We start from the raw sequence: 14,727 nt of genomic DNA on the forward strand, positions 1-14,727 counted from the left end.
GAGATGGTTTTAATTTATAAAGCCTTCTAATTTCTCTATTTTTGATGAGAAATTAGAAGGCTTTTTTCGTTCGAATACTGGGAAGTTAGATGGTTGCGACTATTGGCTGCAGAGAATTAACTATTTGCGAGGAGGAGCAGACTATGATCGAATTTAAAAACGCTTCTAAGACATTCCGGCTCGGAAAGCGGGAGGTGAATGCGGTAAAAGGAGTGTCGCTTGCAATTGAGCAGGGAGAAATATTTGGCATTATTGGCTTTAGTGGTGCCGGAAAGAGTACATTACTTCGGCTAGTCAATCTGCTTGAGCAACCAACATCTGGGGCTATTCAGATCCAAGGTGTAGATCTTGCTACACTACCTAAGAAAGAACTACGAAAGCTACGGCGAAAAATAGGAATGATCTTTCAGAACTTCAATTTGTTTTCCTCACGTACTGTAGCGGGAAATGTGGCTTATCCGTTGAAGCTAGCCGGAATCCCTAAAAAAGAAATAAATGAGCGAGTTTCGGAGCTACTGAGTTTTGTTGGGCTTACCGATAAAGCAAATGATTATCCAGAGCAGCTCTCTGGTGGTCAAAAGCAACGTGTGGGGATTGCTCGGGCACTTGCTACGTCACCAGATATATTAATATGTGATGAAGCAACATCAGCACTGGATCCGGATACAACAAGTGATATTCTTCGTCTTTTAAAAAAGGTAAATCATGAACTTGGAATAACGGTTTTATTAATTACACATGAAATGCATGTTATTCAATCTATTTGTGACCGGGTCGCCGTCATGGAAGAAGGGGAAGTCATTGAAGTCGGTTCTGTCTTTGATACATTTACAAATCCCAAACACCCAACAACGAAGCGGTTCATCAAATCCGTAGAGAATGATTTACCTTCTGCTAAATTACTAAGGGAATGGAGGGAAAAGGGTGGCAAGAGGCTTTATCGTGTCACTTTCAAGGGAGAGATTACAAATGCCCCCGTCCTTTCACAAATAACGCAAAAATACAGTGTCGACTTCAATATTGTACATGGCTACATACGTGAATTACAGGAAAGGTTATTTGGTAATTTGCTAATTTCTTTTGAAGGCAATGCGGATGCGATTGAATCAGCAATGATAGAACTGCAATCTATCGTAGATGTAGAGGAGGTAGAACTTGATGCGGGTTGATTGGACAACATTTTGGCCAAGGATTTTGGAATCAACAGGTGAAACAATCTTTATGGTTATCTTGACACTAATCTTTGGCTCCATTCTAGGAATAGGTTTTGGATTATTACTATACGTAACACGAAAAGGGAACATTTTAGAAAATCAGCTTGTATTTCAAATCATGAACATTTTCATAAATATCATTCGACCAATTCCATTCATTATATTTTTAGTCGCGATTAGCCCATTAACTAGATTGGTAGTAGGTACAACAATTGGAACCTGGGCTGCGATTTTCCCGATGACAATAGCCGCCTCTTTTGGGATTGCTCGGATTGTAGAGAATAACTTGGTAAGTATTGACCCTGGTGTTGTGGAAGCCGCCAAAGCGATGGGAGCAAGTCCATTCCAAATTATTTATACCGTGTTGATACCAGAGGCACTTGGCCCACTAATTCTAGGTTTAACATTTGTGACAGTTAGTTTAATAGACTTCTCAGCTATGGCGGGAACAGTTGGCGGTGGAGGTCTTGGCCATGTTGCAATGACCTATGGCTATCAGCGCTTTGATGGAAGTGTCATGCTTGTTACGGTTATTATCCTAATCATACTGGTACAGCTGGCACAATGGCTTGGTAACACTATTTCTAGAAAGATTATGAGACGTTAGGGAACAGGTAGAAAGCGAGGAGAACAAAAGATGAAAAAATTAATCATTTTTTTACTAGCGATTATCACAGTAGTATCACTAGCTGCTTGTAGTAGTGATACATCTGGAAAAGGCGAGAAAACAAAAGTTGTTAAGATTGGTGTTACAGGAACAGATGGGGAAGTATGGCCACTGATTCAGAAGAAGGCAAAGGCAGAAGGGATTGAGATTGAGCTTGTGGAGTTCTCAGATTACACACTTCCAAACCAAGCATTGGCGGATGGAGATATTGATATTAATTCCTTCCAGCATATTGCATTCTTAAGTCAATTTAATAAAGAAAACAATGTAGACTTATTACCGATTGGTCCAACTATTATTGCACCAATGGGAATTTATTCAGAGAAAATTAAAGATATTAACGAAATTGAAGAAGGTGCACGCATAGCAATTCCAGATGACCCATCCAACCAAGCACGGGCATTGAAGCTACTTGAATCTGCAGGATTAATTAAATTATCAGCTGACTTTGGACTGTTTGGAGATCCATCAAAAATTGTGGAGAATCCTAAGAACTTAGATATTTTTCCAATCGTAGCCCAACAAACACCAAGGGTTCTTCCTGATGTTACAGCTTCTGTAATTAATAATGGGGTAGCGGGTCAAGCTGGTTTTGATCCGGTAAAAGATCCAATTTTTCTAGAAGATGGTACATCTGAAAATGCAATACCATATGTAAACATTTTTGCTGCTCGAGCTGAGGATAAAGACAATGAGACTTTCCAGCGCATTGTTGAATTATATCATGAGGAAGATGTGGAAAAGGCCGTAGAAATAGACACAAATGGTGGCTCAATTGTTATTGATATTACCAAGGAAGAATTATTAAAAATTTTTGAAGGGTTATAAGGAGGAGTAGTTAAGATGAGCAAACGTGTAAGTAGTGTTAATTTAATCGTTGAATCGATTGATTCGAACAGACAGAAGTATATTGAAACTAGCCAGGCGATACACGCTAGACCTGAAATAGGGAATCAAGAGTTTTTTGCCTGTGAACAGCATGTAGCACTTTTAGAAAGTGAAGGCTTTGTGGTTGAAACGGCAGTTGCAGGGCATGAGACATCCTTTTATGCGGTAAAGGATAGTGGCATCCCTGGTCCATCCGTCGCATACCTCGCTGAGTACGATGCACTCCCAGGTCTAGGTCATGCATGTGGTCATAACATTATTGGAACAACTAGTGTTGCTGCTGGAATTGCACTTTCTAAAGCACTTCCTGAAGTAGGCGGACGTGTCGTTGTCTTAGGAACACCAGCTGAAGAAGGAGGACCGAATGGAAGTGCTAAGGGAAGCTTTGTTAAACATGGCTACTTAAAGGATATCGATGTGGCGCTTATGATACACCCGTCTGGAAAAACAGCCTTAACAACTGAATCACTAGCAGTCGATCCACTAGATTTTCATTTCTTTGGAAGAGCTGCACATGCCTCAGGTTCACCGGAACAAGGAATTAATGCACTAGACGCAGTAATTCTATTGTTTAATGGAATAAATGCACTTCGTCAGCAGCTTCCAACAGATGTACGTATCCATGGAATAATTACCAATGGTGGAGATGCTCCAAACATCATTCCTGACTATGCATCTGCTCGATTTTACATAAGAGCTGAATCTTGGAGTAAAACAGAGGAAGTAGCTGAAAAGGTGCGCTCAATTGCAGAGGGGGCTGCACTTGCAACTGGAGCTAGAGTAGAAATTGAGCGATTCCAAAACGAGGTGAAGGATTTCGTCCTAAATTCCGTATTAGATGCAGTAATAAAAGAAGAATTAGAAGCGGTTGGAGAAATTGTTCATACGGAAAAACGAAGTGGCAAAGGTTCTACCGATGCAGGGAATATAAGCTATGAGGTTCCTACTGCTCACCCACATATTAAAATTGGACCAGATGATCTTATTGCACATACGAACGAATTCAGAGAAGCGGCGAAGTCACCACTTGGAGACGAGGCTTTAATTAAGGGAGCAAAGGCTCTCGCATCAACCGGTTATCGTCTCTTAAAAGACGCCGAACTCTTACACAGAGTGAGAAAGGAATACGAAAAATCCTTGTCTGAGAAAAGCTAAGTAATTATTGGTCAAGAAACGGTTAAGTCTACCGATATGAAGCATATACCTTATATCGGTAGACTTAAAATTAATGATTATTATTTTGTACTGAAGAAATTGTTCCTTAGCACCCACCTTTAATTCTTTTCTATTAGGCTTTCTTCCTCATCGGCTGAAACTTCAAATACGTTCCTGAACGCCATAGCCATTCCATTGGACCAAAACGGAAACGTGAAAGCCACCATCTACTGAAGAACATTTGAATTACAATAAGAGCAATTGCCATTAATGTTCCAACTAAAATGCCAAGCTTCCCAAATAAGCCAAGACCATATCCATAAAAGATCGTTGTCATCACGATTGAATGTGTTAAATAGTTGGTTAATGCCATTCTTCCAATGGAATTGAAGCCTTGAATGAAGGTGCTAGATTTATACTTAGCAAATAGTAACGAGAACCCCGTGATATACCCAATCGCTGCAAGTGGCCCACCAAGGAGATATCCGAAATAATCCAACATTAAGTTATCTGTCACAATCATGCTACCCTTTAACGTTAAACCAACTAATACGAAAATAAGCGTGATACGTTTTAGTAGCTGACGGTTTTCCGTGAGATGGTGCAGCCATTTTTTCTTGGCAATAAAAGCACCTATGAGGAACAACATAAAGGCTTGTGTTGTTACCATGATCGTATCAAGGATGGAAAGAAAGCTAGCAAAAAACTGATGCTCAAGTGATCCCATTTCAAATCCTAGATCAACCTTTTCGTATGGATTAGACGTAAAACGATGTGCTGTGATTTCTGCATAGGATCCGTCGCTTAAGACAGCTTTCTCATACTCACTATATAATGATAGATTAATTTCGTTTCCTTCATCTCCAGCTGGTATTAGCCCAGGTGCATTAATAAGAAATGCTAGGACTAGTGCCCAGATTAAAACAGTTATTGCCTGTCTCTTAATGAAGAATGTGAAAACTAAACCAGCTATCGCATAGGTTAGTAGAATATCTCCATCCCAGATAAAGTGTAAATGTATATATCCAATTGCTAGTAATATTAGGGTTCTCCTGAAAAAGATTCGTTTAAATGGGCGCCCAGTCGCCTCGGCCCTTTCCCACATGATAACTGCACCAAACCCAAATAGAATGGAAAAGACCGGATAAAAACTACCTTGGAATAACCATTCGATAATGTCATAAATCACTCTTTCAAATGACGATAATTCAGTCTTGATTGTTTCTATTCCAGCCACGCCATATTGAAATGCAATCATATTAACTAGCAGGATACCTAGCAGTGCAAAGCCTCTTAAACTATCAATATGGTTGAGTCTGCTTCCTAATCCAATAGGAGATAAATGTTTGTTCTGTAAATCTTGTTGATGCGAAATTTTATTAGCATTATTTACTTGCAATGTACTTACACCTTCTATTCTTTCATGTTTTAGTAGATTGTTATATCGTTCAATTTAGTACTATAAATAGATACGTTTAGGCATTGAAAAGGTTTCAATTAGTGTTATTTAAACGAAAAGAGGACATTCTATTGACTTATAAATACTGTAATTGGGAAAATGCAAGATATAGAGTGTTTTAAAAAAAGTACAGATTGCGTATGATTTTGCCATTATCATTCGTTATATAAGTAGGAGGTGGATGTAATGACGGATTTACAAGTAATTGGGGAAGAGTCACTTGATGTATGGGGAAAGTATTGGAAGTTGGTTCAGCCATATAGAAAACAGTTGTGGAACTATTGTTTACGGCTAACTGGATCACCATGGGATGCAGAGGATTTGCTTCAGGATACGGTATTAAAAGCATTTGCATCCCTATCAGCACTATCTCACCGCCAGCAACAGTTAAATACAAAAGCATATCTATTTCGAGTAGCTACTAACCATTGGCTGGATCAATGTAGGAGAACTGGGCGTTTTAAGCACGAGGAATTAAATGATGAAATATGGAGTGAGGAATATGCAGATCCATTGGAAATAAATGAAGCAATTTATTCCTTATTAAATCATCTAACCCCACGACAAGCAGTTGTCTTTATCCTTATGGAATCATTTCGCTTCACAGCCAAAGAGGTTGCAGAATTATTGGCAAGTACTGAAGGAGCTGTAAATGGGTTGCTAAACCGTGCTAGAAAGGGACTTTACGAGGCAAGAGAGAGTGGCACAGAGCTTAAGAAAGAACATGTTATTAATGTTCATGCAGAATCTGTTCAGGCATTTATAGATGCTTATAATCGTAAGGATTATATTGGGCTTGTTAATATGTTACTGGATCAAGCGACATTTAGCTTTGTTGAGATGAACAGTAAAGAGTATGGAAAAGAGACGATTATAAAATACTCACTTAATCCTAACAACGTATCAAAATCACATGATATTTACGCGAAATCTTGTAATCTATTTGGTAAACATGCCATTATTTTTATTAGGCAAACAGAGCAAGGTCCTATACTGTATGATGTTAATACAATGGAATGGGAATTGAACAAAATTGCAAGATGGAATTGCTATTATTTCTGTAGGGAGTTTATGCAATATGTGGCGAAAGAACTAGGGCTGCCTTTAGAACCGGTAGAGGATTTTTAAAGGATTTGGGGTATTTCAATCCCTGAAGCATCTTGCTTATATAAGGCTGTAGTTAATTGTTTCAAATATTGTTAAATTGATATCGTTTTTAATAATCGACAACAAAGTCTTTAACTGCACCAAAATGTTAGTAATAAATTTTTGGTGCAGTTTTTTAGTTTGGTCAATTTACTTAATATGGGTTTATGGATAGATTCAGAAATGTTATAAGAAAAAAGCAGAAAGAGTCTAGATCATGTATCTTATAGAAACCTTCTAAAAAATAAAATATAAAACAAAAGCATCAGGAATGTTAATCCTGAAAAAACTACCCAGACTGTCGTAAAATGTAAGTTGAATACTAGCCATCCTCCTAATAAACTACCAAATGGTCTTCCGATTCCGTCTGATAGATTACTCATACCGAAGTAAAGCCCCATGTTTCTTGACCTATCTGAAAAGTTTGCAATTGACGTTTCGACTATAGGTAATATAAGAATCTCACCAACTGTAAAAAGGAATACAGCAACGAATAACATTAAAAAGTTATTCCAAAGAGCTAAAGTTACGAAGGATAAAAAAATAGATGTTATACCGAAAAACATAAATACCTTTGATTTGTTATATTTACTAATTAAAACGCCTACAGGATATTGTAATAATAGTCCGGTTGTTCCATTGATAAGAAAAAGTGCCTGAATGTGTTCAGTAAACTGTTTGGCATATTCCGGTAGTGTGACAAATAACTGTGCAACTAAAATGTAAAACATAAGCATAAGAATTATTAATTTTATATAGCCTTTATTACGTAATGCTTCTAATATAGATTGAATAGACATTTTTTTCTTTGGAAAATCCCGCTCCGTAGATGTAACAAATACAATTAATAAAAATGCTCCAACTAAATAAAGACTTCCAGCGAAAACAAAAATAAATTGAAAGTTTCCTGTCCAAATAACTATTCCCGCAATAATGGGACCCAATAGTAATCCAGCGCTTGTGGCAGTAGCCCTTAACGAAGATACTTTTGCCCTAGCATTGTATGTTGAACTTTTCATGATTAGAGATTGTAGGGAGGGACTTGCAAACCCACCTCCTAATCCGGCCAATAAAGCGAAAAGCAATAGCAAATAATAGTTGGAAACACAACCTACTCCAATAAAACCAATTCCTCTTATCCATTCTCCTGACACGGACATCCGTTTATAACCAAAATAATCACCAATAGGACCTAAAACTATAGGTGTTACTTTTTGCATCAATATATAGGTAGCTGTTATTCCACTTGCCTGTGTTAGTGAAATATTATGAACATCTGTTAGTAAGGGGAACAAAGGCATTGCAGTGAAACCACCTGTTGATAAAATAAATATTAAGAAAGCGAGAATATAAGTTTGCTTGGTCATCCAATCCCTCCTATAATTCATAGTAATGAAGAGAAACTAATTTTAAAAATGAATTATTTACATTACTTTAATTTATTAATTGAATTAATGAGGTGGTTAAATGGATTTTGAACAGTTGAAGACATTTGTTTCGCTTGCTAATAGTAAAAATTTCACACGGACAGCAGAAGAGATGAATGTTGTTCAATCTACTGTTACGACAAGAATTAAATCGTTGGAGGAGGAAATTGGTGAGACACTTTTTTTACGAAAGACTAGAAATGTTGAAATAACAGACGCAGGGAAAAATTTCTTAACTTATGTAATAAAAACATTAGAAATTATGAATGAGGGTGTTAAGACTACTCGAATTCAATCGAAATTTACGCATAGTTTGGTAATAGGTGGGATGAACTCGCTTTGGGAAACATCAATTTTTGAACAAATAAACCAATATCAAGCTAGTAATCCGCATACTTCATTACGTCTTATTACAGGCCATTCGGAAGATATAATCGAAAAAATTAGATATGGGTTAATTGATGTGGGATTTGTATATAATCCACTTCATCCTCCTATATTTAATGTGGAGATGATAAGAGAGGAATCTATATGTTTAGTTGGGGAAACACATTTTGTAGGAAGTTTAGGGCTACTGGAATCTAAAGATTTAAAGGATATTCCGTTCATCCATTATAACTGGGGTACAGATTTCTCCGAGTGGTTTGAGGAAGAAGTTGGAAAACATGAAACAATGCGTTATAGGGTTGATCATGCTGGTATTGCATTAAGATTAATACTAAATGGAGAAGGAATTGGATTCATGCTAGAGAGTATTATTAGGGACTATGAAAAGGATGGTCTTATATCCCGGGTGAAGTTTAATCCTAAAGAGAATATTCCAAGTAGAAAAGTATATATGGTTAGTTCTAAAAATAAGAAGGAAAGGGTAAATACATTTTTAGAGTACATGGCAGCCAAAAATAAGGAATAGTAATACATTCCTGCAATATGCAATACATTATCACCTTACATATATTAAACCTCTATTATGGAAATAGTAATTACCTATCAGAGAAATAACATATAATTAGTAGATAAAATATTTGGAAGGGGAAATAACATGGAGTTCACCTTACATGGTTCTATTGAAATTTTAGAAAGAACACCACAGACATTGGCAAATTTATTATCTGGTTTGACAGATAGCTGGTTGTTTTGTAATGAAGGAGACGGAACCTGGAATGCTTACGAAGTGGTAGGGCATCTAATTGAAGCTGAAAAGACTAACTGGATTCAGCGATTGGAACATATTCTTCATGAAGGAAAAGAGATTCCTTTTCCCGCTTTTGATCGTTTCTCACATTTAAACGAGACCTCTTCGTCCATTCAAGAAAAGTTATTAGAGTTTCAAGATCTGAGACAACAAAATATCAATAAACTTAGGGAACTATTCACGAAGGAAGAACAATTTGAATTAAGAGGTTTTCATCCTGCATTTGGAGAGGTTAAAGTAAGAGAATTAATTTCTACTTGGGTTGTTCATGATTTAACCCATATTGCACAGATTGTAAGGGTCATGGCAACCCGATATAAAATCGATGTTGGACCATGGAAAGAATATCTCGGTATTTTAAACGCAAGATAGATTAGGAATTCCCGACTTTTCATAGTAAATTAGCCTATTCCTGAAACCTTTTACGAGGGTATTTCGTAAATAAACTAATGAACTATAGAACGAAAATAGTATAGATAATAAAGGGGAACTTGGCAAAGTGACAGATAGACCAAAATTAACAATTACAAAAACAAAATCCGAATGGTTTTGGGATATAGTAGGCTATTCTTGCTATATTGGCTCCATTATCTTATTAATTGTTATTTGGAGCAAGCTTCCTCAAGAAGTACCTGCCCATTATAATGCACTCGGTGAAGTGGATCGTTGGGGTTCTAAATTGGAATTGCTAATACTACCGATAATCGGGGCATTCTTACTAATTATGATGCAGGCCCTTGAAAAATATCCTGAAATTCATAATTATCCGAAGAGATTAACTGAGGAAAATGCGGAACAATTCTACTTAAATAGCCGAAAAATGATGAATCAATTAAAGAATATCTGTTTAATTGTTTTTTCTTTTATTACATTTGAATCTATTTCTATAGCACTTGAGTGGGGCAATGGTTTTGGAGTATGGTCTCTGCCTTTATTAATAATAGGGGCGGGAATTCCGATTGTAATAGGAATAGTGAGGCAAAGCAAAATTAAATAACCGATAACAAAAGCCGATGAATCGTTAATTCGTCGGCTTTTAACATTTATTTATTACTTTTTTTCTGTTCCTTTAATTCATGAATTTCTTTTTCCAATCGCTCTAAACGGTCAATCACGGGTTGTAAGGATTCCTGAAGCATTATACGTAATCTATCTGCTTTTTCGTTTTCCATAAGTAATACCTCCGTTCCTAAAACGATAGTATCCTACAAATATATTATTTCACTTTTGACTCTAGAAATGTAATAATCTTTCCGATTTAATTGTGGCGATGGAGTAGTTGCTTATCAAAAGTAGCCCTGCATATTAACCTAGTCCTTAAAGGGAAGTAACAAAGGTTGTTCCCAATCATCCTATGTTCCGCTATAATAAGGAAGTATGCAAGGAACCAAATATGTTAAGATTGTATGTTATAAGCTTCATATAGAGAGAACCTATGAGAGGAGGAATCAATCTTGACAACAACACAAAGTGAAACATATATCGCAGAAATTCGTGATTTAGATAAAAAAGGATCTGGACGTGCCGTTGTTTGGCGTGATATTGGGGAGGTCAATCCTAGAAAGCTGAAATTAACCATTCCCCAAACGTTACCTGGAGAAAAGGTCCGTGTAACGGTTGGACAACCTGAAAGGAAAAGAACCCGAGTAATGCCAGAAGAAATTGTAGAGGCGCATGTGGAACGAGTAGACCCACCATGCCCACATTTTGACCGTTGTGGTGGTTGTGTATGGCAGCACTGGAAGTATACTGGCCAACTAAACGAAAAGACGGACCATGTAAAGAAGGTATTAGAAGAACAAGGATTTGATCCAAATTTAGTACATGACACAATTGGAATGGACAACCCATGGCATTATCGAAATAAAATGGAGTTTACCTTTGCCAAGGACGGCTCCCTTGGTTTACATGAACTAGGAAACTTCCGGAAAATCATTTCCCTAGAAACTTGTTTAATAGCGGGTGAAGAAATGGTAGAAGGAACGATGGAGGTTGCTGATTGGGCAAAGGCCCATGAGTTATCTGGCTATGATAAGGATAATCATGAAGGCTTACTTCGTCATTTAATGGTTCGCCAATCATTTGCAACAGGAGAGATTATGCTAGGGCTTTTCGCTACGGAAGCACCTAATGGGGAGTTAGAGACTGCGACAAAAGATTTGGTAGCACGGATAACAGAGAAATTCCCTAAGGTGAAAAGCTTACTATGGTTAGAGAACAGAGACTGGGCTGACCGTACACAGGCTGAGGAGACTCATGTACTAGCAGGTCGTGATTTTATTTATGATGAAATGCTCGGATACCGTTATCGTATTTGGTTTGATACATTCTTCCAAACGAATCCTACGCAAGCTCAGAAGCTAGTAGAATTAGCTCTTGAAATGGGCAAGCCAAAGATAAATGAGAAAATGATTGATTTATTCTGTGGTGTAGGTACCTTCTCTCTTCCTTTTGCTAGTCAAGTAGATAAGCTAGCAGGAATTGAAATCGTGGAGACGTCGATTGAATCTGCAAAACGAAATGCCAAGGATAATGGACTTAATAACACGTATTTCCTAGCAAAAGATGCAAGACGAGGAATTGATGAAGTGTTAGAGAGCTTTGGAATACCTGAGCTATTACTTCTTGATCCGCCACGTTCTGGTGCAGGTGGAAAGGTAATGCGAAGAATTGGGCGTGCGAAGCCTGAACGTATTGTTTATGTATCCTGTAATCCAGATACATTTGCAGTGGATATTAAGGAGCTTGAGCCATTTGGTTATGAGCTTGTTGAGGTTCAGCCAGTGGACTTATTTCCGCATACGATGCATGTGGAGTGTGTTGCGTTGCTAGTTAGAAAAAATTAATGAGATGTAAGTGTGAAAAACCTTCCTTAAATGGAAGGTTTTTTTGATTATAAAATTTAAACAGAACCGATTGTCGTTAGTATAAATATTGCCTTCCATAATCGTGAGGTAAGGGAACTACATTATGAAAAAATTAATACACAGCTATAGCGAGGTAATGTATTCAATGTAGTTATATTTTGACGAACTCAGTTTAATAAAAACTAACACTTTCGCAAAGGTATGAGTGAATGTGAGCTTTTCTAATTTTTAATAATATGTCCACTAAGATTGGTAAGAAATTCTGACCATCTTCTTTGAAATTCAGGATCGGATTCATCGCTTCCGGTAAATATCTTAGCAATATCACTGAAGATAATGGGATACGTTGTTAAAGCGGTGATTGCCAGTGCCAAAAGTTCTGGTTCGAGGTCAGGTGGCAAAACTCCTTTATCCTTTTGTTCTTTCCAGTACGCTACATAGGATTGAAGTGCAAGTTCCCCGCTTTTATTCCAAGAAGTTTGATCTGCTTGTGACTCAAGCGCCTGCCAAGCTGTAAACTTAATAAAGTCCGCTCTCTCCTTACTATTTACATTGTATCGATGCTCGGCAATATGTTGCGGATTATCTGGAACTCGGGTTGCCCATTCCGGACCACTTGTTGCCAAATTTGCCAAAACGGCTTCATATAATTCCTTTTTACCCTTGTAGTAATGATAAATTAACTGTTTTTTCACACCCGCATTCTCTGCTATCGATTCGATACGTGCTCCCTTAAATCCCTTATTGAAAAACTCATTTCTCGCAGCTTCTAGAATATTCTTTTGTGTCCGTTCTGCATTACGTATTTTACCCATCAAGATACCCTCCATGCAAAATCTAATAACACCAGCTTATCACTTACTGAAAAAAAGTCAAGTATAATTTAACTTTTGTAAAATTACACTTGACACATGTAAAATTATAACTTACCATTTAGTCAGTAATAAAATATTGATACAAATAAAAGGGAGGAATTGCACATGATCATATTTTCAATTGTTCTTCAAAGTTTGCTGGTGTTATACTATGTTTTTTCAGGCTTTTCAAAAGTAATAGGGGTTAAATACTGGGTTGGCATTTTCAATAATCTAAAGCTACCTGACTGGTTTCGTGTAGTCACAGGAATGGTACAGTTAGTTGGAGCTGCTGTGCTTATTACAGGGTATTGGATTGAAGGAGTGATTGCATGGGGTGGTATTTGGCTCGGAATTACGATGCTGGTGGCAGTCCTTGCGCATATTAGAGTCAAAGATTCAATCGGCAATACGATGACGCCTGTTGTATTTCTTGCGTTAATCACTATTCTAACCATCATCAATGCAGACGATATGATACATCCCTTTTTATAAAGGATGCAACTGTCAGACAAAATATTGAATTAAAAACATAATGATGTTAAGCGAAACAGGTGCTTTTGATGTATAGGTTTCTTGAACAGGTTTGTTATTAAGATATAAAGGTGTATGTCGCATGGTTGTATAAAGTATTTCGGAACAATGATGATGCACATTTTTTATGCACTCATGGTCCGGTATGTAAAATTACTACAAGTCTATGTAAAAAAAATCTTATAAAATAAACTAAGATAAACACTACTGCATTTATCTATATCTGCGTTCACCACTCGAGCCATTTGGAGTGCTATTCGTTGCTACAACGTGTAACGATTTAGAAATCATTAGATAACACTTTCACAAGCATTTTAGAAGATAGGGATAAAAATACATTCAAGAAATCCTGAATGAAAAGACGGGAAAAATAGTTGAGGTCATGGTTTATGGTGAGGGGGCATTGAAAGACGACACAAAATAAGCGTTTCTAGGAAAATCAACAAAAATAATAGGACAGGGAGAGTAACCCCTCTGTCCTATTATTTTTGGCTGTCGGGTGCTCGAAAGAAAACGTGCTTAATAAGTGGTATGCCTCTATTTGACCATTTACTGACAATATGAATTTGATTCGATAGTTTGATATAATGTGAAATAATTCACCTTGTAGATTTTTATCAGGAGGTTAACTCAAATGGAGATGAATATATTTGTCGTTGAAGATGACGACGCTTTGTTTGCCGCTTTGAAGACAGGTTTGGAATCCTGGTCATTTAAGGTTACAAGACCTGATAATTTTGATGAAGTCATGCGCTCGTTTACAGAACAACAGCCCCAGCTTGTAATCATGGATGTGGTTCTTCCTAAGTATGATGGTTTTTATTGGTGCCGGGAGATTCGGGCTGTATCTGAAGTTCCAATTATCTTTTTATCATCGCGAGATCATCCAATGGATATGGTGATGGCGATGAACATGGGAGCAGACGATTATGTTCAAAAGCCGTTTCATACGGAGGTTCTTTATAGTAAAATTCAGGCCATTCTTCGACGGACTTATGCTTATGGAAAAGACAAGCCAAATATTGTTGAATGGAATGGAGCTTTGATTGATATCAAACGAGGAGTAATCCGTAGGGAAGGTAAAGAAGTGGATCTGACAAAGAACGAATTTTTTATGCTGACACTCCTCGTTGAATCTAACAATAAAATTATTTCACGCCATGATTTGATGCGAAAGCTTTGGGAAGATGAACAGTTCGTAAATGACAATACACTTACTGCTAACATTACTCGATTGCGACAAAAGCTGGAGGAAATTGGATTGTCCGAGGCTATTGTTACCAAAAAAGGATTAGGTTATATGGCTATTTCTTTATAGGAG

15 protein-coding genes are annotated in these 14,727 nt (G+C 37.2%); 11 read left to right on the top strand and 4 right to left on the bottom strand.

The features are described 5' to 3' along the window. The first annotated feature begins 143 nt into the window (after positions 1 to 143). The 4 genes from HNR27_RS09855 to HNR27_RS09870 are packed head-to-tail and all read left to right on the top strand — an operon-like array spanning position 144 to position 3,924. The gene (locus HNR27_RS09855) at positions 144 to 1,169 is read left to right on the top strand and encodes a methionine ABC transporter ATP-binding protein (RefSeq protein ID WP_212921436.1); all 1,026 of its coding nucleotides are present in this window, start codon (positions 144 to 146) and stop codon (positions 1,167 to 1,169) included. Then, positions 1,159 to 1,821 (top strand): methionine ABC transporter permease, encoded by a 663-nt coding sequence (locus HNR27_RS09860; RefSeq protein WP_212921588.1) that lies wholly within the window; start codon positions 1,159 to 1,161, stop codon positions 1,819 to 1,821. Before HNR27_RS09855 ends, HNR27_RS09860 begins: the two co-directional genes overlap by 11 nt. Before the next feature lie 30 nt (positions 1,822 to 1,851). Beyond that, complete coding sequence (locus HNR27_RS09865; protein ID WP_212921435.1) at positions 1,852 to 2,709, top strand: MetQ/NlpA family ABC transporter substrate-binding protein; 858 nt, start codon at positions 1,852 to 1,854, stop codon at positions 2,707 to 2,709. A 15-nt stretch (positions 2,710 to 2,724) separates the two neighbouring features. Then, positions 2,725 to 3,924, top strand: a complete 1,200-nt coding sequence (locus HNR27_RS09870; RefSeq protein ID WP_212921434.1) for a M20 family metallopeptidase — start codon at positions 2,725 to 2,727, stop codon at positions 3,922 to 3,924. 133 nt (positions 3,925 to 4,057) lie between these two features. Here the strand turns inward: HNR27_RS09870 and HNR27_RS09875 are convergent, their stop codons facing one another. Further along, positions 4,058 to 5,323 carry a DUF418 domain-containing protein gene (locus HNR27_RS09875; protein WP_212921433.1) on the bottom strand — a complete coding sequence of 422 codons (1,266 nt, stop codon included), beginning with the start codon at positions 5,321 to 5,323 and terminating at the stop codon, positions 4,058 to 4,060. 246 nt (positions 5,324 to 5,569) lie between these two features. Here HNR27_RS09875 and HNR27_RS09880 point away from each other — a divergent pair, with 246 nt between their 5' ends. Beyond that, positions 5,570 to 6,511, top strand: a complete 942-nt coding sequence (locus HNR27_RS09880; protein ID WP_212921432.1) for an RNA polymerase sigma factor — start codon at positions 5,570 to 5,572, stop codon at positions 6,509 to 6,511. Positions 6,512 to 6,753: 242 nt separating this feature from the next. On the opposite strand, the gene HNR27_RS09885 is transcribed toward HNR27_RS09880, so the two are convergent. Beyond that, entirely contained in the window at positions 6,754 to 7,896 is a 1,143-nt protein-coding gene (locus HNR27_RS09885) for an MFS transporter (protein ID WP_212921431.1), read from the bottom strand. 100 nt (positions 7,897 to 7,996) lie between these two features. Here HNR27_RS09885 and HNR27_RS09890 point away from each other — a divergent pair, with 100 nt between their 5' ends. From HNR27_RS09890 to HNR27_RS09900, 3 genes are all read left to right on the top strand, one after another. After that, positions 7,997 to 8,869 (top strand): LysR family transcriptional regulator, encoded by an 873-nt coding sequence (locus tag HNR27_RS09890; RefSeq protein WP_212921430.1) that lies wholly within the window; start codon positions 7,997 to 7,999, stop codon positions 8,867 to 8,869. A gap of 129 nt (positions 8,870 to 8,998) precedes the next feature. Further along, a complete protein-coding gene (locus HNR27_RS09895) occupies positions 8,999 to 9,523 on the top strand; it encodes a DinB family protein (protein WP_212921429.1) in 525 nt (174 codons plus the stop codon). 127 nt (positions 9,524 to 9,650) lie between these two features. Then, positions 9,651 to 10,148 (top strand): DUF1648 domain-containing protein, encoded by a 498-nt coding sequence (locus HNR27_RS09900; RefSeq protein ID WP_244853599.1) that lies wholly within the window; start codon positions 9,651 to 9,653, stop codon positions 10,146 to 10,148. A gap of 46 nt (positions 10,149 to 10,194) precedes the next feature. On the opposite strand, the gene HNR27_RS09905 is transcribed toward HNR27_RS09900, so the two are convergent. Next, entirely contained in the window at positions 10,195 to 10,323 is a 129-nt protein-coding gene (locus tag HNR27_RS09905; protein WP_280530752.1) for a hypothetical protein, read from the bottom strand. Between the two features lie 282 nt (positions 10,324 to 10,605). Here HNR27_RS09905 and rlmD point away from each other — a divergent pair, with 282 nt between their 5' ends. Next, complete coding sequence (rlmD, locus tag HNR27_RS09910) at positions 10,606 to 11,997, top strand: 23S rRNA (uracil(1939)-C(5))-methyltransferase RlmD (protein WP_212921428.1); 1,392 nt, start codon at positions 10,606 to 10,608, stop codon at positions 11,995 to 11,997. 242 nt (positions 11,998 to 12,239) lie between these two features. Here rlmD and HNR27_RS09915 read toward each other — a convergent pair whose 3' ends face one another. After that, positions 12,240 to 12,833 (bottom strand): TetR/AcrR family transcriptional regulator, encoded by a 594-nt coding sequence (locus HNR27_RS09915; RefSeq protein WP_212921427.1) that lies wholly within the window; start codon positions 12,831 to 12,833, stop codon positions 12,240 to 12,242. A gap of 165 nt (positions 12,834 to 12,998) precedes the next feature. Here HNR27_RS09915 and HNR27_RS09920 point away from each other — a divergent pair, with 165 nt between their 5' ends. Further along, entirely contained in the window at positions 12,999 to 13,367 is a 369-nt protein-coding gene (locus HNR27_RS09920) for a DoxX family protein (protein ID WP_212921426.1), read from the top strand. Positions 13,368 to 14,040: 673 nt separating this feature from the next. Further along, positions 14,041 to 14,724: a response regulator transcription factor gene (locus tag HNR27_RS09925; protein WP_280530751.1), complete on the top strand. Its 684-nt coding sequence runs from the start codon at positions 14,041 to 14,043 to the stop codon at positions 14,722 to 14,724. Positions 14,725 to 14,727: the final 3 nt, after the last annotated feature.

The organism is Ornithinibacillus bavariensis (assembly GCF_050433565.1).
GTDB lineage: Bacteria > Bacillota > Bacilli > Bacillales > Amphibacillaceae > Ornithinibacillus > Ornithinibacillus bavariensis.